The sequence below is a fragment of the Mesorhizobium loti genome (genome assembly GCA_014189435.1).
Taxonomy (GTDB): Bacteria; Pseudomonadota; Alphaproteobacteria; order Rhizobiales; family Rhizobiaceae; genus Mesorhizobium; species Mesorhizobium loti_G.
Map to the genome: position 1 here is coordinate 5,060,914 of CP050293.1, position 18,828 is coordinate 5,079,741.

13 protein-coding genes and 1 pseudogene are annotated in these 18,828 nt (G+C 64.0%); 6 read left to right on the top strand and 8 right to left on the bottom strand.

Annotation, left to right across the window (positions count from 1 at the left end):
* The first annotated feature begins 56 nt into the window (after positions 1 to 56).
* Together HB777_24360 and HB777_24365 are read left to right on the top strand one after the other, a co-directional pair.
* On the top strand, positions 57 to 1,343 hold the full coding sequence (locus tag HB777_24360) for an FAD-binding oxidoreductase (protein ID QND66730.1): 1,287 nt from the start codon (positions 57 to 59) through the stop codon (positions 1,341 to 1,343).
* A 375-nt stretch (positions 1,344 to 1,718) separates the two neighbouring features.
* The gene (locus HB777_24365; protein QND66731.1) at positions 1,719 to 2,582 is read left to right on the top strand and encodes an SH3 domain-containing protein; all 864 of its coding nucleotides are present in this window, start codon (positions 1,719 to 1,721) and stop codon (positions 2,580 to 2,582) included.
* A 111-nt stretch (positions 2,583 to 2,693) separates the two neighbouring features.
* Here HB777_24365 and HB777_24370 read toward each other — a convergent pair whose 3' ends face one another.
* Positions 2,694 to 3,440, bottom strand: coding sequence for an SDR family oxidoreductase (locus HB777_24370; GenBank protein ID QND66732.1), 747 nt, complete (start codon positions 3,438 to 3,440; stop codon positions 2,694 to 2,696).
* 315 nt (positions 3,441 to 3,755) lie between these two features.
* Between HB777_24370 and zwf the strand changes: the two genes are divergently transcribed.
* From zwf to HB777_24385, 3 genes are all read left to right on the top strand, one after another.
* Positions 3,756 to 5,225, top strand: a complete 1,470-nt coding sequence (gene zwf, locus HB777_24375) for a glucose-6-phosphate dehydrogenase (GenBank protein QND66733.1) — start codon at positions 3,756 to 3,758, stop codon at positions 5,223 to 5,225.
* Complete coding sequence (gene pgl, locus HB777_24380) at positions 5,207 to 5,923, top strand: 6-phosphogluconolactonase (protein QND66734.1); 717 nt, start codon at positions 5,207 to 5,209, stop codon at positions 5,921 to 5,923. The genes zwf and pgl overlap by 19 nt, the downstream gene beginning before the upstream one ends.
* Before the next feature lie 71 nt (positions 5,924 to 5,994).
* Complete coding sequence (locus HB777_24385) at positions 5,995 to 7,818, top strand: phosphogluconate dehydratase (protein ID QND66735.1); 1,824 nt, start codon at positions 5,995 to 5,997, stop codon at positions 7,816 to 7,818.
* Between the two features lie 72 nt (positions 7,819 to 7,890).
* Here HB777_24385 and HB777_24390 read toward each other — a convergent pair whose 3' ends face one another.
* From HB777_24390 to HB777_24405, 4 genes are all read right to left on the bottom strand, one after another.
* A complete protein-coding gene (locus tag HB777_24390; protein QND66736.1) occupies positions 7,891 to 9,543 on the bottom strand; it encodes a VWA domain-containing protein in 1,653 nt (550 codons plus the stop codon).
* Between the two features lie 126 nt (positions 9,544 to 9,669).
* Positions 9,670 to 10,668, bottom strand: coding sequence for a GlxA family transcriptional regulator (locus tag HB777_24395; GenBank protein QND66737.1), 999 nt, complete (start codon positions 10,666 to 10,668; stop codon positions 9,670 to 9,672).
* A gap of 20 nt (positions 10,669 to 10,688) precedes the next feature.
* Complete coding sequence (gene folD / locus HB777_24400) at positions 10,689 to 11,588, bottom strand: bifunctional methylenetetrahydrofolate dehydrogenase/methenyltetrahydrofolate cyclohydrolase FolD (GenBank protein QND66738.1); 900 nt, start codon at positions 11,586 to 11,588, stop codon at positions 10,689 to 10,691.
* A gap of 180 nt (positions 11,589 to 11,768) precedes the next feature.
* Positions 11,769 to 14,387, bottom strand: a complete 2,619-nt coding sequence (locus tag HB777_24405; GenBank protein QND66739.1) for a succinoglycan biosynthesis protein exop — start codon at positions 14,385 to 14,387, stop codon at positions 11,769 to 11,771.
* 200 nt (positions 14,388 to 14,587) lie between these two features.
* Here HB777_24405 and HB777_24410 point away from each other — a divergent pair.
* Positions 14,588 to 15,884 (top strand): annotated as a pseudogene (locus tag HB777_24410) (lipopolysaccharide biosynthesis protein).
* A 54-nt stretch (positions 15,885 to 15,938) separates the two neighbouring features.
* Here HB777_24410 and HB777_24415 read toward each other — a convergent pair.
* The 3 genes from HB777_24415 to HB777_24425 are packed head-to-tail and all read right to left on the bottom strand — an operon-like array spanning position 15,939 to position 18,828.
* Positions 15,939 to 16,868, bottom strand: coding sequence for a hypothetical protein (locus HB777_24415; GenBank protein ID QND66740.1), 930 nt, complete (start codon positions 16,866 to 16,868; stop codon positions 15,939 to 15,941).
* The gene (locus tag HB777_24420) at positions 16,865 to 17,659 is read right to left on the bottom strand and encodes a WecB/TagA/CpsF family glycosyltransferase (protein ID QND66741.1); all 795 of its coding nucleotides are present in this window, start codon (positions 17,657 to 17,659) and stop codon (positions 16,865 to 16,867) included. The genes HB777_24415 and HB777_24420 overlap by 4 nt, the downstream gene beginning before the upstream one ends.
* Positions 17,656 to 18,828, bottom strand: coding sequence for a glycosyltransferase (locus tag HB777_24425; protein ID QND66742.1), 1,173 nt, complete (start codon positions 18,826 to 18,828; stop codon positions 17,656 to 17,658). The genes HB777_24420 and HB777_24425 overlap by 4 nt, the downstream gene beginning before the upstream one ends.

The window sequence follows — 18,828 nt, forward strand, 5'->3', positions numbered from 1 at the left end:
TTCCCCTATTCCCCTATTCCCCTATTCCCCTACTCCCCTACTCCCCTGTGAGCATCATGCCCTACCAATCCCCGATCTCTCCCGGCCGTTCCTGGTATGAGGACACGGCCGGCGTACGGCCGGAATACCCGGCGCTGGATGGCGACCGCACGTGCGATGTCGTCATCATTGGCGGCGGCTTTACCGGTCTGTCGGCGGCAGCGCATCTGGCCAAGGCGGGCGCCAATGTCGTTTTGATCGAGGCGTATCGCTTTGGTGATGGCGCCTCCGGGCGCAATGGCGGCCAACTTGGCACCGGCCAGCGTGCCTGGGTCGAGGACCTGGAAGCCGAGTATGGCTTCACCCGCGCCAAGGCGCTGTTCGATCTCGCCGAGGAGGCGAAGACGCACCTCCTCGAATTCACTGCCGCCAACCAGATCGATATCGACTATATGCCGGGCCAGCTCTCGGTGGCGCACAAGCCGCGCTACGTCGACGACTACAAGGCGCATGCCGAAACCATGGCGAGCCGTTTTTCCTACCCGCATATCTCGTTCATGGATGCCAGGGAGACGGCGGAGCGGCTGGGCTCGACCGCCTATTTCGGCGGGACGCGCGACACCGGCACTGGCCACATCCACCCGATGAAGCTGGTGATCGGCACGGCGCGGGTGGCAGCGCTGGCCGGCGCCCAGCTGTTCGAGGGAACCCCGTCGACCGGCATCGTTTCCAGTGGCGGCAAGGTCAAGGTTTCGACACCGAAAGGCACGGTGACGGCGCAGAAATGCCTGATCGCGGTCAATGCCTATGGCGGCACGCTCGAGCCGGTGAGTGCGGCGCACATCATGCCGATCGGTTCGTTCATCGGCGCAACCGTTCCTCTGGGGGCGGACTCAGACGTGCTGCCGGGCGGCGAAGCGGTCGACGATTCCCGCTTCGTCGTGCGCTATTTCCGCAGATCGAAGGACGGGCGGCTGCTGTTTGGCGGACGCGAGGTTTATGGCGTCAACGATCCGAAGGATATCCACATCCACATCCGCCGCCAGATCGCCGAACTCTATCCGGCGCTCAGGGATGTCGAGATCACGCATGGCTGGGGCGGCTATGTCGGCATCACGGTGCCGAGAAAACCGTTCGTGCGCGAAGTGATGCCCAATGTGATCTCGGCCGGCGGCTATTCCGGCCACGGCGTCATGCTGTCGAACTTCTTCGGCAAGCTCTATGCCGAAACCGTTGCCGGCAACCGCGACCGGCTGAAGCTGATCGAGGATTTGAAAATCCCGCCGTTCCCCGGCGGCCGGCGCTTCCGCACGCCGCTGCTGTTCCTGGCGCTCAACTGGTTTGCGCTGCGGGACAGGATTTAGAGCCTGTTCCGTCTCCATGGAATCAGGACTGGTTCCATCTGTCGGCTGAAGTCTGATCTCTCGTTTGGCATGGCGAAAGCCTGATGCCACTTTTATGATCCTGCCTCAGGCTGGACAGGATCGCTCTGAATTCCTGTAATATTGCTGTAATATTTGTTGCCGTAGCGGCACATTGCAGAATCTCCGGCAAAGGTGCAGAATCGCGGGGAAGGCGTAGTGATGCCACAATCAGCGGCAAGAGATGCCGATTGTGGGCGACTGACGGGGAATTCTGCGGGCTTGCCCGCTTTGGTTTCTTGGGACCGATGCAGATCTGGCGCCAGGTTCTTGGCATTCGATCGAAAGAACATCGGCCCGCTTATGGAGGTGGCGAGAGTGAGAGAGCCCTTCAGTTTCGGTACGCCGGAACGTCGGCGCTTTGCTATGCAGTTCGGATACGACATGCGCCCGTCGTTCTGGCAGGAAGTCCGTTCGAACTCGCATCTGGTGATCGCTGCGATCGGCACCGCCGCACTGCTTGGCGTCGCCGCGGTGGCGTTGTGGCTGGCATTGCCGGCCAATGACAGGCAGGCGGCAGCAAGCCCCGAGCAAACCATTCCGACCATTCCAGTGAAAACGACGAAAATCGCCCCGGTGGGGGCCGCAGTCGCGGCGGCGACCGTGCCGCAGGCGCGCAAGTCCGACGCGGTTTCACCGAGCGTGGCCGCCGCGCAAGCCAACGTACAGGCGCTCGCAGCCAATGATCCTCGTTGGACCGGTTCGCAGTCGAAGGCCGCATCCGCTTCCGACGCGCCTGCTCCCAGCCAGGCGGCGAACCAGGCTGAACAGGCGCCGGACAAGCCGGTGGCGGCGTTCGCACAGCCGGCAGCCGATACAGATGCCAGCACTGAACTTGCCAAGGTTGCCGCGCCCACCGCAGCGGCGGGCAGCCATCCCGATGGCGCACAAACCGCCGCCATCCCCGCAGTGCAGCCGCAAGTGCCGGAGCAGCAGCCCGCGGCGGCGGAAGGTGACGGCAGCCAGGCCAAGGCGAAGCCCAGGAAGGTCGCAGCCGCCGGAACGGGGCGTATCCTGAGGGCCGTGACCATGCGGAGCGGTCCGAAGAAAAATGCCGCCGCCATCGGCACGGTGCCGGCCAGAACCTCGGTGCAGGTGATGAGCTGCAAGCAATGGTGCCAGATCACCTATAACGGCAAGACCGGCTGGATCTACAAGAGCTACATCAAGACCGGCGCCTGACAGCCACCGCAACCTGTCGTCGAAACGCTGGCTGCGCGAGCGCGCCTGCTGTTTTAGCGCATGTCGTTGCCCAAAACCGCTGCGCACTTTTGGGCGACATAGACCAGGCTTTCATATACAGCGGCCGCCATCGACCTCCAGCGCCACACCGGTGATGAAGGCGGCTTCGTCCGAGGCCAGCCAGAGCGCTGCGTTGGCGATGTCGAGCGGCGTCGAAAGCCGCCCGAGCGGGATCGATGCCCGGAACTTCTCGCGGATTTCGGGCGTATCGGCGCCCATGAATTTCTCCAGCATGCCAGTCTCGCCAGCAACAGGGCAGAGGCAGTTGACGCGGATGTTCTTCGGCGCCAGTTCCACCGCCATCGACTTGGTGGCGGTGATCGCCCAGCCTTTCGAGGCATTGTACCAGGTGAGACCCGGTCGCGGCCGCAGACCTGCGGTGGAGGCCGTGGTCAGGATGACGCCGCCGCCCTGCCGCTCCATGATCGGCACCACGGCGCGTGCTGCGTGATAGATCGCCTTCATGTTGACTGCGGTGATCAGGTCGAAGGTTTCCTCGTCGACATTGAGCATGTCGCCGTTGCGATGGGTGTAACCGGCATTGTTGACCATGATGTCGATGCGTCCGAAGGCGCTTTTGGCCGCATAGACCATCTCGTCGAATTCGGAGCGCAGCGAAACATCCGTCTGGGTCCAGATCGCCGCTTCACCGATTTCGCCGGCGACGCGCTCCGCGCCCTTGGCATTGAGATCGGCGACAACGACCCTGGCGCCCTCCTGCGCAAAGCGCCTGGCGATGCCCTCGCCAAAGCCCGACGCGGCACCGGTGATGACGGCAACCTTGTTTTCCAGACGCATGCTTTTCCCGCTCATGATTGGTGACGGTCAACCGGCGCGCCAATGGCGCTCATCCGCGCAAAGCCACGGCTTCTGACCGGATTGGTCGAAAGATGTGCGGCCATCGCCGATTTCTCCTTTGGCTTTCGCCTCGATCCCGCTCTATGCTGCAACTGCGAAGGCTTCCGGAGCCGCGCCTGTCGACAAGCCTCCAGCTCATCGGACTGTCAAGGGGCAGGCGCATACACCCAGATGTGACACCATGGCACTGGAAAATTTAAATCGATTAGATTATATCAGCCGCGTCACAGCGACCGGCGTCAAAGCGGACAGACCATGACCAGCCAGATCATCCCCGTCGACCCTTTCGACTTCATCATTTTCGGCGGCACCGGCGATCTGTCGGAGCGCAAGCTTCTGCCGTCGCTCTACTACCGCCAGCGCGACCATCAATTCTCCGAGCCGACGCGCATCATCGGCACGTCACGCTCGAAGATGAGCGATGAGGAATTCCAGGCCTTCGCCAAGCAGGCGATCTCCGAGCACGTCAAACCGGCCGATATCGACGCAAAGGAACTGAAGACCTTCCTGGCGCGCCTCTCTTATGTCTCGGCCGACGCGACAAGCGGGGCCGGATTCGACAAATTGAAGAAGGCGATCGGCGACAGCGACCGCATCCGCGCCTTCTACCTGGCGGTGGCGCCGGCGCTGTTCGGCGATATCTCGCACAAGCTGAAAGAGCACAATCTGATCACGCCGAACTCGCGCATCGTGCTGGAGAAGCCGATCGGCCGCGACCTTGCCTCGGCGCGAGCACTCAACGACCTGGTCGGGGACGATTTCCACGAAAGCCAGATCTTCCGCATCGACCACTATCTCGGCAAGGAGACGGTGCAGAACCTGATGGCGCTGCGCTTTGCCAACGCACTCTACGAGCCGCTGTGGAACTCCGCCCATATCGACCATGTGCAGATCACCGTGGCCGAGACCGTGGGGCTGGAAGACCGCGTCACCTATTACGACAAGGCCGGCGCGCTGCGCGACATGGTGCAGAACCATATACTGCAGCTCTTGTGCCTCGTCGCCATGGAAGCGCCGTCGTCGATGGACGCCGACGCGGTGCGCGACGAGAAGCTGAAGGTGCTGCGGGCGCTGAAGCGCATCAACGGCAACGAGGCGCCGAAGCACACCGTGCGCGGCCAGTACCGCGCAGGCGCCTCGGCCAGCGGAGCTGTAAAGGGCTATGTCGAGGAGCTTGCCCACGACAGCAACACCGAGACCTTCGTCGCCATCAAGGCCGAGATCGGCACCTGGCGCTGGGCGGGCGTTCCGTTCTACCTCAGGACCGGCAAGCGGCTGGCGACCCGGGTTTCGGAAATCGTCATCGAATTCAAGCCGATCCCGCATTCGATCTTCGGCGACAGCGCCGGACCGATCTTCGCCAACCAGCTGGTCATCCGGCTGCAGCCCGACGAAGGCGTCAAGCAGTTCATCATGATCAAGGACCCAGGCCCGGGCGGCATGCGGCTGCGCCAGATCTCGCTCGACATGAGCTTCGCGCAGTCCTTCGACGGCCGCGCGCCAGATGCCTATGAGCGGCTGATCATGGATGTCATCCGTGGCAACCAGACCCTGTTCATGCGCCGCGACGAAGTCGAGGCGGCGTGGAAATGGATCGACCCGATCCAGAACGCCTGGGAAAGCGCCAGACAGGAAGCGCAGGGCTATACGGCAGGCACCTGGGGCCCCTCGGCCTCGATAGCGCTGATCGAACGCGACGGGCGGACATGGCACGAGAGCAATTGAACGGCGCCGCCTATGACTGGAACGGCTTCGCCGGGCGCCAGGAACTGGCGGCGGCCCTTGCCGGTCATGTCGCTGGCCGCCTGACCAAGGCAATCGCCGAGCGCGGCACAGGGCTGCTCGCCGTCTCCGGTGGCACCACGCCGGCAAAATTCTTCGCCGCCCTTTCGGCGATCCCCATCGCCTGGGACAAGGTGATCGTGACGCTGGTCGACGAGCGTTTCGTGCCAGCCTCCTCGCCGCGTTCCAACGCCGGCCTGGTGGCCGCCAATCTCTTGCAGAACGCGGCCAAGGCGGCGCGCTTCGTGCCGCTCTATCACGAAGCCACCAGCATCGAGGATGCGGCTTCCTCCGACAATGCGGCGCTGCAGTCACTGCCGTGGCCGCTCGATGTCGTCGTGCTCGGCATGGGGCCGGACGGCCACACCGCTTCTTTCTTTCCCGATGCCGATGACCTGGCAAGATTGCTCGACCCGTCCTCCGACAGGATCGTGCTGCCGGTTCATGCGGCAAGCGCTGGCGAGCCGCGGCTGACCCTGTCGCTGGCGCGCATCGTCGATGCCGGCTTCATCGCGCTGCACATCGAAGGCGAGGACAAGCGCACCGCCTTCGACAGCGCGGTGGCACCTGGACCGCGAAAGCCAATCCGCGCTGTGCTCGACGCCGCACACAAGCCCGTAGAGGTTTTCTGGGCTCCCTGATTTGAACGTGCTGAGGGTCCCGGCGGACAGCCGGATCGTGTTGCGGGACCTCGCCTGAAAGGACCGACGCCATGACCGCCAGACGCGACATCGAAGCCATCACCGAGCGCATCCGCCAGCGTTCAAAGCCGGGCCGCGAGCGTTATCTCGGCCGCATCGCCGAGGCATCGAACCGCACAGCCAACCGGGCCGTGCTGTCGTGCGGCAACCTCGCCCATGGCTTTGCGGTGTGCAGCCCCTCGGAAAAGCTGGCGCTGGGTGCGGACAAGGTGCCGAACCTCGGCATCATCACCTCCTACAACGACATGCTGTCGGCGCATCAGCCGTTCGAGACCTTTCCGGCGCTGATCAAGGACGCGGCACGCGAAGCTGGCGGCATAGCCCAGGTGGCCGGCGGCGTGCCGGCAATGTGCGACGGCGTCACGCAAGGCCAGCCCGGCATGGAGCTGTCGCTGTTTTCGCGCGACGTCATCGCCATGGCCGCCGCGATCGGCCTGTCGCACAACATGTTCGACGCTGCCGTCTATCTCGGCGTCTGCGACAAGATCGTGCCCGGGCTGGTCATCGCCGCCCTCACCTTCGGCCATCTGCCGGCGGTGTTCATTCCGGCCGGGCCGATGACGACCGGCCTGCCCAATGACGAAAAAGCCAAGGTCCGCCAGCTCTATGCCGAGGGCAAGGCAGGTCGCGCCGAACTGCTGGAGGCCGAGTCCAAGTCCTACCATGGACCGGGCACCTGCACCTTCTACGGCACGGCGAATTCCAACCAGATGCTGATGGAGATCATGGGTCTGCACACGCCGGGCGCTTCCTTCGTCAATCCCGGCACACCGCTGCGCGAAGCGCTGACCCGCGAGGCGACCAAGCGGGCGCTGGCGATCACCGCGCTCGGCAATGCCTACACGCCTGTCGGCCGGATGATCGACGAGCGCTCGATCGTCAACGGCGTCGTCGGCCTGCACGCCACCGGCGGTTCGACCAATCACACCATCCACCTGATCGCCATGGCGGCGGCGGCCGGCATCGCCATCACCTGGCAGGATATTTCCGACCTTTCGGAAGCGGTGCCGCTGCTGGCGCGGGTCTATCCGAACGGTCTCGCCGACGTGAACCATTTCCACGCCGCCGGCGGGCTCGGCTTCCTGATCCGCGAGCTGCTCGACGAAGGCATCCTGCATGAAGATGTGCAGACGGTCTGGGGCGAAGGCCTGCGGCCCTATGCGGTCGAAGCAAAGCTTGGCGCCGACGGCAGCGTCGTGCGCGAAGCCTCGCCGCGGACGAGCGGCGACGAGAAGGTGCTGGCGCCTTTCAACAAGGCATTCCAGGCGACAGGCGGCCTAAAAGTGCTGTCGGGCAATCTCGGCCACGCCGTCATCAAGACTTCCGCCGTGAAGCCGGAGCGGCGCATCATCGAGGCGCCGGCCAAGGTCTTCGACAGCCAGCAAGGGCTGAATGAAGCGTTCAAGGCCGGCACGCTGACCGGGGATTTCATCGCCGTCATCCGCTTCCAGGGACCGAAGGCCAATGGCATGCCGGAACTGCACAAGCTGACCACCGTGCTCGGCATCCTGCAGGATCGCGGCCAGCGCGTGGCGCTGGTCACCGACGGGCGCATGTCGGGTGCTTCCGGCAAAGTGCCGGCAGCGATCCACGTGACGCCGGAAGCGGTCGAGGACGGACCTATCGCCAGGATCCATGAGGGCGACATCATCCGGCTGGACGCCGATGCAGGCACGCTGGAAGTGTTTGTGCCGGCCCCGGAATTCGCACTGCGCCGTACGGCGGAAGCCGATCTCATCGGCAATGAATTCGGTTTTGGCCGCGAGCTGTTCGCCGGCTTCCGGCAATTGGTCGGCCGCGCCGATCATGGCGCCAGCGCCTTCGGCACGGCTTGACGCAATCTCCATCCTGTCCATGAAAAAAGGGCGGCTCGTGGCCGCCCTTTTTTGCTGCCGGTCAAACGGCAGTCACGGCGTAACGGTGATCTCACTCCGTTCGCCGGCCTTGACCGTCACCGGCATTTCCTTGTCATGGCCTGCATCGGACATATGCCGGACAACCACATAGTCGCCGGCCGGAACGGTCTGCTGCCAGCTGTCGCCATAGCTCAGGCCAAGCGCCTTGCGCTTGCCCTCTATGTCCTTTTTCGGTGATAGGATCTCGATCGAATAGGCGCCGGGGGCCGACATGGCCAGAACACCGGCATCGAGCGGCACCTTGATGTCCATGGTATCGCCAACCTTGACGCTGAACGGCTGCTCGACAACCGCAAGATCAAGCGTGGTGACCGCGACATAGTCGTCCGGTGGCAGCCAGAACTTGCTGTCCGGCCCGTAGGAATGCTCGACACTGTCATGCGTGCCGTCGATTTTCTTCTTCGCCTTGACGATCTCGAAACCGAGGCCGGAATTGTCGACCTTGTCACCGCCGGCGATATAGAAGGCGTTGAGCACGACATGGCCAACGCCGACGATGACGTCCTTCTCGATCTTCTGCCCGGCGACGAGCTGGATGGTTTCGGTGACGCTGCCGGTGCCGATCTGGACCGTGACCTTCTGTTCGCCCGCCGGCACGATGACCTTGGTGTCGCCATAGTGGGTGGTGCTGCCGCCCGGATAAGCGAAATTGAGGCTGGCCGCGTCGCTGATGTCGGCGCCCTGGCTTGGCCGCGGATGAATGAGGATGGTGCCTGCATTCAAGGTGAAGAGCGGCTTGTAGACCTGGCCGGCCTCGATCTTGAATTTCTGCTCCACCTTGGCCTCGTCATCGCGCGCCACGACCACATAGTCGCCCGGCTCGAGATTGCCGTTGTAGGTGCCATATTCGGTGGTGACGGAATCGCCACGCGAGCCGTCGGCGTTCGCCTTGTAGATCTCCCAGGCATTGCCGTCGGTGATCGGCTCGCCACCTTCGGCCATCACCACCGTCGGCTGGAAATTGAATTCCGGTTTGGCTGGCGCAGGCGCCGGGGCGGGTGCGGGTGCCGGTTCAGGAGCTGGCGCCGCCACGGTCTCGACAAGCGCCTCTTGCAACGCCTTCTCGTCGGAGGCCTGGATGTATTTGCCGCCGGTGTTGTCGGCGAGGCAGGCAATCTGCTTGCCCTCATCGGCGGTAAGGCCGAAGCCGACGACATCGGCGGTGAAGTCGACGCCGGATGCCTCAAGCTCCTTGCCAAGCGCGCAAGGGTCGCCGCCGCATGTTTCGAGCCCGTCGGTGATAAGCACGACGGTCGCCTTGTCCTCTGTGTATTTCAACGCTTCGGCCGCCTGCTTGACGGCCGCCGTCAGCGGCGTCTTGCCGAGGAATTTCAGGCTGTCGGCGGCGGCCGAAATGGCGCTGGCCGAACCCGCCTGTGGCGGCACGATCAACTGGATGTCGTCGCAGCTGCCCTTTTCGCGATGGCCATAGGCCATGAAGCCGATCTCATCGTCGGCGGGGACCGATTGAAGCACTGACCTCAGCGATTCACGGGCGATTTCGAGCTTGGGCTTGCCGTCGATCTGCGCCCACATCGAGCCCGAGGCATCGAGAATGATGATGACCTTGTTTGCGGCAAAGCCGAATGTCGTCATCGACAAAAGGAGGATCGCCGCAGCGACGCTCCGTGCAAATCCCGCCATCGATATCTCCTCAAATCCGCCCCTGATCCGGGCGGGAAAGCTATTTGACACGGCGTCAGGACACAAGTCCGGGCACGGCTGTGAGGGAGCCGAATGCCAAACTTTTCGGCGGAAGCAAAAATCCGCTCAGTAGGTCGTGCGGCGCTCTTCCGAGGGCGGCCTGCCGAATTGCAGCCGGTAGCTCTGAGCGAAGTAGGAATGCGAGGTGAAGCCGGTCGCGATCGCCACATCGAGGATCGGCATGTTGGTCTGGCGCAGCAATTCGCGCGCCCGCTCCAGCCGCAACCGCATGTAATAACGGCCGGGCGTGACGCTGAGATGGCGCAGGAACAGGCGCTCGACCTGGCGCACCGACAGGCCGGCGGATTTGGCCAGTTGCACGGCCGACAGCGGCTCGTCGAGATGGTCGGCCATCAGTTCGACGATGCGCCTGAGCTTCTCCGACTTGCCGGTCAGGTCGCGTTCCGGCCCGACACGCTGGCGGTCTCCCGCCGAGCGGATGCGTTCGTGCTGGAACTGGTTGGCGACGCCATTGGCGAGGTTCGAGCCGAAATCGCCGCGCACGATCTCCAGCATCAGGTCGATCGAGGTGGTGCCGCCGGCACAGGTGTAACGCTTGCGATCGATCTCGAAGACGTTGCCCGTGCAATTGATGTCGGGGAAGCGCTCGACGAAGCCGGCGCGGTTTTCCCAATGGATGGTGCAGCGATAGCCCTCGAGCTGGCCGGCCTCGGCCAGCAGGTAGGAGCCGACCGACAAGGCACCGAGCGCATTGCCACGCCTGCCCCAGCTGCGCAGTGCTGCCAGCACCTTGCTCTTGCCTGGAAATTCCGTCGTCAGCCCGACCGAGACGAAGAGGATATCGACCGGCGGCAGGTCGGCAACGGCGTAGTCGATCTTGAGCGGCAGGCCATTGGAGGCCATCACCGGATCGCCGTCGGCCGACACCGTGGTCCAGCCATAGAAGTCGCGGCCGAGCAACCGGTTTGCCGACCGGAACGTGTCTATCGCTGCGGCCAGCGAGAACATGGAGAACTTGTCGACCAGCAGGAAAGCGAACTGCCGGCCGCCTTGAACGGGGTCCGTCATGACCGGCCGTTCTGAGGGAACACTGGGGTTCGGCAAAGCTGCGGCTTTCTGGCGGGTCAGAAGGACGGCCGTTTCAATCCGGCCGCAAGGTAGGCGGAGGCTAACGTATTGGCCATCAGCATGGCAATGGTCATCGGGCCGACACCGCCGGGCACCGGCGTGATGGCCCCGGCGGCCTTGGCCGCTTCGGCATAGGCGACATCGCCGACGAGGCGGGATTTGCCCTCGCCCTTCTCCGGCGCCGGAATGCGGTTGATGCCGACATCGATGACGGTGGCGCCAGGCTTCACCCAATCGCCCCTTATCATCTCCGGCCGGCCGACCGCCGCGACGAGAATGTCGGCGGTGCGGGCCAGTGCCGGCAGATCCCTGGTGCGGCTGTGGGCGATGGTGACGGTACAGTTGGCGGCAAGCAGGAGGTTGGCCATCGGCTTGCCGACGATGTTGGAGCGGCCGACGACGACGGCATTGAGGCCGGACAGGTCCTTGCCGCGTACCCGCTCGATCAAAAGCATCGAGCCGGCGGGCGTGCAAGGCACGAAGGCTGTCTCGAGTTCGCCGGTGCCGAGCTTGCCTACATTGATGAAATGGAAGCCGTCGACATCCTTTTCCGGCGCGATGGTCTGGATGATCTTGCCGGCGTCGATATGGGCCGGCAGCGGAAGCTGCACCAGGATGCCGTTGATGGCCGGATCGGCGTTGAGGTCGCCGATGATCTTCAGCAATGCCTGTTCGGAGGTTTCGGCCGGCAGCGTGTGCTGGACGGAATGAAAGCCGCATTCCTTGGCAGTGCGCGATTTGGAAGCGACATAGACCTGGCTGGCCGGATCCTCGCCGACGATGACCACGGCAAGACCGGGCTTGGCGTTGCCTTTGGCAACCAGCTCGGCCGTCAGGGTCTTGACCGTCCGCACCACGTCTTCGGCAACGCTCTTGCCATCAATCACTTCGGCCATGGACCACCCTCAACACCAAAATGCCCAAGCGCGTCGCTTCTGGAAGCGACGCGCTTTTCGATCTTTCACAGCGTGGCATTTTCACGAAAATTCCAACACGCAATCCCGCCAAAGCGCCTTCCTATGCCGTTTACGCGAAACCGGCATGTTTTTGTACGGCACCGCGAAGAATTTTGTGGCTCAGAAATACCTGCGGCGCGCGCGGCTCTCGGTGAGTTCGCGGACCGCTTCGCGGAATTCGCGCAGGCTGGCGCGGATTTCCTCGATTGGCGTCTGCTGCTCGACGTCCTGCGGCGGCTCCACCGATCGCTGAGGCGCCTGCTGCGGCGGGATGGGCGGCTGCGGATAAGACTCGGAAGCAGGCTGAGGCGGATAGGGCTGCTGTCCGGCATTGGGGGCCGGAATGGGCTGCGGATAGGGATGGCCAGACTGCTGCGTGTAGCCCAATGGCTGCGCGTAGGGATAGAGTTGCGGGCCCGAATATGGTCGCTGCGGCACAATGTGAGGCGGCAATGGCGGCTGCGCCATCTGCTGCACATATGGGGCCTGGACGCCCGGCTGGAAAAGCGGCGGCGGGTAGGCTGCCACAACTTGCTGCCGGGGCGCAAAGGCCGGCGCCGACTGGGGAAAAGCGGGGTACGCCGGATCCTGCGTTGGCTTCCCGTTTTCAGCAGAGACCCATTCGGTATCGAAGTGCTCGTCCGGGGACGGCTTGCGGGATACGGACTTGTGCAGCCTCGACAGCAGCGCACTGATCCGGCCGGGACCTTCTTCCGGCGCGATCTCGGCCTGCCGGACAGGCGGTGGTGCAACCGGCGATGGCGGCGCAGGTGGTGCCGCCGGCGGTAGAGGCGCAGGCGGTGGTGCCGACGCTTGCGGCGCTGGTGGCTGCGGCGCAGGCGGGGACGCTGCTCGATATGCCTTATCCTCGTAGGGCGTCCGGCGTTCGTCCATGTTGCGGTCGCGGCGCGATCGCGAATTGGCGGTGTCGCGCAGGCTCTCATAGGCGCCCCGCATGGCGCCGAGGCCAATGCCGGAGGCAAAGCCCAGCAACAGGCCGGCAAGCGCCACCACGACCCGCGACGGCCCGTTCGGCTCGAGCGGGGCGAAGGCCTTCGAGATCACATTGATGTTGGCGGTGTTGATGTCCTTCTGCTCGCCGGTCTCCTTGGCACGCAGCAGGTATTGTTCGTAGACGGACCGCTTGGCGGTAGCCTCGCGCTCCAGTTCGCGCATCGACACCAGATCGCCGTTGACGTCGCCGCTGCGGACCTTCAGCTGCGCCAGACGAGAAGCGAGATCCTGTTCGAGCTGGACGGCGCGCTTGAGGTCGACCTGCAGCGAGGAGCCGATGCGGCGCAACTCCGCGGCAATGCGGTCGCGCGCGCCGGCAATCTGGGCATTGAGCGCCTGGAGTTCTGGGTGACGCGGGCCGAACCGGATGGCGGCGCGGTCAGCCTCCTGCCTGAGCGACGCATATTGCGAACGCAGATCGCTCATCGTGTTGGAGTTGATCTCCTCCGGCAAGGTGCCGGTGAGAACCGAGTTGACGTCGACCGAACGCGCCGAAGCCGCCCGGGCATTCAGCTCCAGTGTGCGGGCGCGCGCAACCGACAGCTGCTCGTTGAGCTTCAGCATCTCATCGTCGCTGATGAGGTGGCCCTGCGCGTCGACAAGGTCGTGCGAGGCCCTGAAATCCTCGACCTTGCGCTCGGCCGCCTCGACGCCCTTGCGCAACTCGTCCAGCCTTGCCGTCAGTTCGTCGGTGGCGCGGCCGGCGGTGTCCGACTGGATCTGGCCGAAGGTCTGCAGGAAGACGTCCGTCATCGTGTTGGCGATCAGAGCCGACTTCTCGCCATTTTGCGTGGTGGCGCTGACGGTGATGACGAAGGTCTTGCCGCCGCGCTCGACCGAGAGGCTCTCGGCCAGATTGCCGACAGCCAGCGCACGGCGGCGGGTGTCGTCGACACCCCCCGGCCCGTCATTGCGAGACAGGATGGAGCGGATGAGCGACATGACGCTGAGGCCGCCGCTGCCTTGCCCATTGAATTCCGGGTCGTTGACGAGATTGAGCTTGTCGACGACTTTGTTGAGAACAGTGCCTGACGTCAGCACCCGGACCTGGTTTTCGACGATGGCCAGCGTGGCGTCCGAAGCGACGACCGACTGGGTGAGGTCGCGATCGGTCAGCTTCAGGTCGCGCGGGTCGACGATCAGTTCGGTGGTGGCCTCATATTTCTTCGGCGTCGAGAGCGCGATGGCAATGCCAAGCGCGGCACCCAGTATCGTCGTCGTCACGATCAGCAGCTTCGACTTGCCGACACCACGGACGACCTGCATCGGATCGATCAGCGGCTTCCATTGCTGGCTGTCGGCGCCGTCGTTGTGCGATGCCGACGCCTCGCCTGAATGGTAACGTTCGGAGGGGCGATAGGTACCGGCAGCAACAGACTGTGTCCGCGACGTGGTTTGCGTGCTGCCTGATGATGCCGATCCGGTTGCCGAAAAACCGTCGGCGGATGGACCGCGTTCGGACGGCATCTGCGCTGACAAAGCGGGTTCATAGCCAGCCTGATACCCGTCTGTTGCGACAGGATCCGACAGCTTCGGGTTCGTCCGCGTTTCGCGCCGTGAACGGGCAAGGCGATGGCGCGTGGCGGCATCCTCGCGCCATGACGGGTCTGCCCGGTCCCCGATCGAGACCAGGGACGCGTCGGGGTCGTCGCCGCGCACAGCCTGGCCAAGCGCCAGCAACGAGCGCTCGCGCTTCCAGTCTTCGCGGTTTTCCCTGTCGACCATCGTCTGGAACTTTACCCTTGGCGACCTGCGAACGGCGATTGGCCATTCGTTAAGCCACGCTAAACAGGCATGGAAAACAAAAGGTTAATTTTCCCGCGCCGAAGCTGCGGTTTCCCTCTTCGGTTGCATCTATTTTCGACACAACCTTAAGCCTCAGAACGGCACGTTAAGTTTTCCGGCCTAGGCTCTCCATGAGAGACATGACGCAGGCCAGTGACATACCGCAAAGGCGGCCCCTCGCCCGGATCGGCAGCTTTTTGGCCGAACGACGGGGGCTGCTTCGCGACTATTTCTCGGCGATCAGCGGCGCCGGTGGGCGACTGGTGTTTTCACTCGCCTATTTCATCGCCCTGGCCAACACGCTGTCTATCTCCGAATTCGGCATGTTCGCCACCGCATCGGCGGCCGGCGTCATGCTGTCGCGCATCCTCGCCTTCGGTTTCATCTCGGCACTCTACCGCACCGCCACCATCCGCCCCAATCTGATCGGCACCTTCACCGCCGGCTTCCTGCTGCTCGGCGTGCTGTCGCTGCCGCTGCTGGCGGCGGCCTCGTTCGGCGTCTATCTGATTTTTCTTCGCCGACACCGTGCCGCTGTCGGTGTTTGCCGCAATCGTCTTTGCCGAAGCGCTGCTGTGGCGGCCGGTGGAGGTGGCGCTGATCGTCAACAACGGTCTGGGCAAGTTCGGCCGCGCCGCCTTGCTGGCCATCCTGGCGACGGCGCTGCGGGCGCTTGGCGCGGTGCTGTTCATGTTCTGGGCGCAACACAGCGTCTGGATATGGTCGTGGTTCTATATCGGCGCCAACGCCGCCTCGCTGCTGATTGCGTTCGGCTTCTTCTATCCACGCCAGCGTCTGCGGCTGCGCATCGAGCTTTATCTCAGGCGATTGGCCGATTCCATCTATGTCGCCGGCGCCGAAGTGCTGTTCTATCTGCAGATGGAGTTCGACAAGCTGCTGGTCCTGGCGATCGGCGGCCCGCATCTGGCCGGTATCTACGCCATCATCATGCGGCTGGTCGACCTGACCGCCATTCCTATCCGCACCTTCTCGATGATGCTGGTGCAGCGCATGATGCGCGCGCCGGAATTGCTGTCACGGCTGGCGGTCAAGAGCGGCATCGAAGGCGGCGTGTTCGCGGTGTCGACGCTGGCGCTGCTGACGCTTGGCATCGTGCTGCACTTCTTCCCCAATGCGCTCGGCAAGAATGTCGCCGAGGCCGCCCCGCTGGTCGTGCTGGCGATCTGCGTGCCGGGACTGCGCAATCTGGTCGAATACCAGGCCGAGCTTTTGTTCGCACGCGGCCAGACATTGGTGCGGGCGCTCAATCTCGGCCTGCTCGCCGGGCTGAAGGCGCTGTTGCTGACCTATGTGCTGACGACCATCCTCGACACGCCGAACCTGGTGCTGTCGCTCAACGTCGTCTTCCTGCTTTTGTATCTCGCCTCGACGCTGCTCACCTATTCGGCGATGCGCAAGCCGGCCAAACCCGTCTAAGACTTCCTTGTTTGAGCATGATCTTTTCCGAAAACCGGTTCCCACTTTTCGGGATCATGCTTCATTCAACCCAATCAGACGGCGGATGCGGCCGATATCGGTGCCGATGAAGGATTGCATGCCGATCGCCACCTGCTCCGGCGCCATGGCGGCAACGAAGTGGCGGAACTCGTCGTCCGACAGCGCTTCGCCGGTCCAGTGGACACGGCAGAACTCCTCCGAGCCGTGGAAGTGGCCGGCGCCCTCCAGCAGATCGTCGACATAGCGGCCGTAGATCATGCATTCGGAGAATTTGCGCGCCGAGCCGACGACCTCGACCCAGTTTCGGCCATGGACCTTCTCGATCTGGCCGCACATGGCCAGCACGGTGTCGCGCCGCCAGGCGATCAGTGTCGAGATATAGTCGTGGATCGATGTCCGGGACGGGTCGATACCGAGTGCCGACCCGGCGTTGCGCGACCAGATGCGATGCTCTTCATGACCTTCGTTCGCCAGCACACCGTCGCGACGGAACAGCCGCGCCTTGCCGTCATGCCAGAAAGCGCCGCAGTCGAAAGGTTTTAGGAAGGCGACGTCGGAATCGCAGAAGATCAGCACGTCTTCGGATGCGTGCGCTGATATCGCGATGCGGCGCAGCTGCTGCACATGCCAGCCGCGCAGCGGCTGGGTCTTCAGGCTGAGCCAGACGCGCCGGCGAAACAGGCTGAGCGGATCGTCGAAGACGTGTAGCCAGCGCGGCAGCAATTCCCTTTCATCGACGACGCTGCGGCGGCCGGTCTCCAATTGGCGAAACAGCCTGACATCGCGATGTTCGACCAGGATGTAGTGGTGCGCCGCGCCGGAAACGTGGCGATCAAGCGTCTCGCACAGCAGACGGCAGCGCTCGAAATCGGGCGCGTAGCTTGCTGTCACGATTGCCGCCGTCGGTGTCCGCCGAAGCGGGCTCGGTTCGACAGCGGCGCCTGGAACGAACCTGCTGTTCACTGGCTGTCCCTCGCCGTTTCGGGTGTTCGCGAGAATTTCTGCCTGACGACGCGCAGCAGGAACAGGGGATTGCCGACCACATAGCGGCGCCAAAGGCGACCCGGTTCGACAGCCAACCGAAACAGCCATTCGAGCCGCAGCCGGCGCATCCACAAGGGTGCCCGTGGCACCGAGCCGCTCAGGAAGTCGAGCAACGCGCCGACGGCGATCGGCAGCGTGCAGTGGCGCGCGTCGATATGGCGTGCGATCCACAATTCCTGGCGTGGCACGCCCATGGCGACCAGAAGCACGTCCGGCCGCAGCGCGGCGATCCTGTCGACGATTTCCGATTCCTGCGAAGCAGGGAAATAGCCGTCATGGATGACCACGAAGCGGTGCTGCACGGCCAGTGCCGCCAGCTTGACCGACGCCGCCTCGGCGTTGACGCGCGTCGCACCGAGCAGCCCGACGGTCAGCGGCGTCGTCGAGGCCTGCAGGAAGGCGGGGACGAAATCGGTGCCGTTGAGATTGTCCGGAAACGGCGCGCCGTAGAGAAGTTTCGCTGCCAGATCGACACCAATGCCGTCGGGCAGGATGAGGAAATCATCGAGCGCCTCGGCGAAGACCGGATCGGTATGGGCGATGTTGGCGTTGTGGGCGTTGAGGAAACTGACCTTGGTGAAGCGCCGCTCGGCGATCAGGCGGTTCAGCAGGACGATGGCATCGTTCCAGCGGATCGCAACCACCGGGATGCCAAGGATCGTCTTCAACGTGTCGAGCCCGGACGCTGCCCGGGCGTTATGCATGTTCATGCAAACGCCTCCTGCCTGACAGGTCCGAGCTTTTCGAGGCCGAGCCGGATGGCGACGTCGAGCGCCTTGACCTGCGAACGCCGGAATGCGCTGCCGTCGACGTCGCGGATGTCGGCCGCCGCGGCTTCGAGAGCCCTGGCGAAGGCTGCGGGATCGTCGGTGACGACGCAATTGGCCGGGCGATGGTCGATGCCGCGCAGCGAACGGCTGGTGGCGACCGAAGGCAGGCCGAGCTCGAAGGTTTCGATGGTCTTCAACTGGACGCCGCTGCCGGCGGTGCTGATCAACGGGATGACGGCGGCACTGCGCACAAAGGCCTGCGCATCGGGCACGCGGCCGACAAATTCGACACCGGGATGCTTCGAAATGACGCCGGAAGGCATGCTGCCGGCAACGCGGATGCGGAAACCGGATCGTAGATGCGGTACGACCTTGCCGAGAAACCAGTCGAGGCCGATGCGGTTCGGCTGCCAGGTCCAGGTGCCGATCAGTGCTGCATCGCAGTCGATGTGGCGCTGGCCTTTCGGAGTTGGCGCATCAGCGCCGACTACCAGTGGCAGCACCGCCGAGCGATCGTGCGAGGCGACACCGAGTGCCGCGCGGTCTTCTTCGGCCAGGGTGAAGACGAAGCGCGCCCGGCGACAGAGACGCTCTTCCAAGGTCTTGAGCAACCTCGCCTCGCGGCGGAATAATAAGCGCTGAAACAGGCCGCCGGCGGCAGCGGCGTTCTCCCGCGCCGAAAGATGCTCGACATTGTGGGCAACGAAGATCGACGGCCGCTCAGTGAACAGCTTTTCGAAGGCGCCTGCGAACTGCACGGAATTCAGCACGTAGCCGTCAAACGGTCCAGCACGCTCGACAGCGGCAAGTACATCGCCGTCGGACACCGCACGCAACTTGACCGACGCAAAGGTGAGGCCCGAAAGCAGCGCCTTGCCGACCCAGGCCAGCTTTTGCCGAGTGGAGGCATTGTCCGTGCGCACGTCGATAGCACCCAGCACCACGGTGTTTTCGGGATCGGCCGCGGGTTTCCCCGGCCAGGTGAAGCCAATGACGGTTACGCGCGCGCCAGCGCGCCGCAAGGCGGCGATGATCGCGGCGTTGGCGATCTCGTAGCCCGAGGCGAGAGCGCCGTCGGGCACGATCGATGTGGCGAACAGCAGATGCAT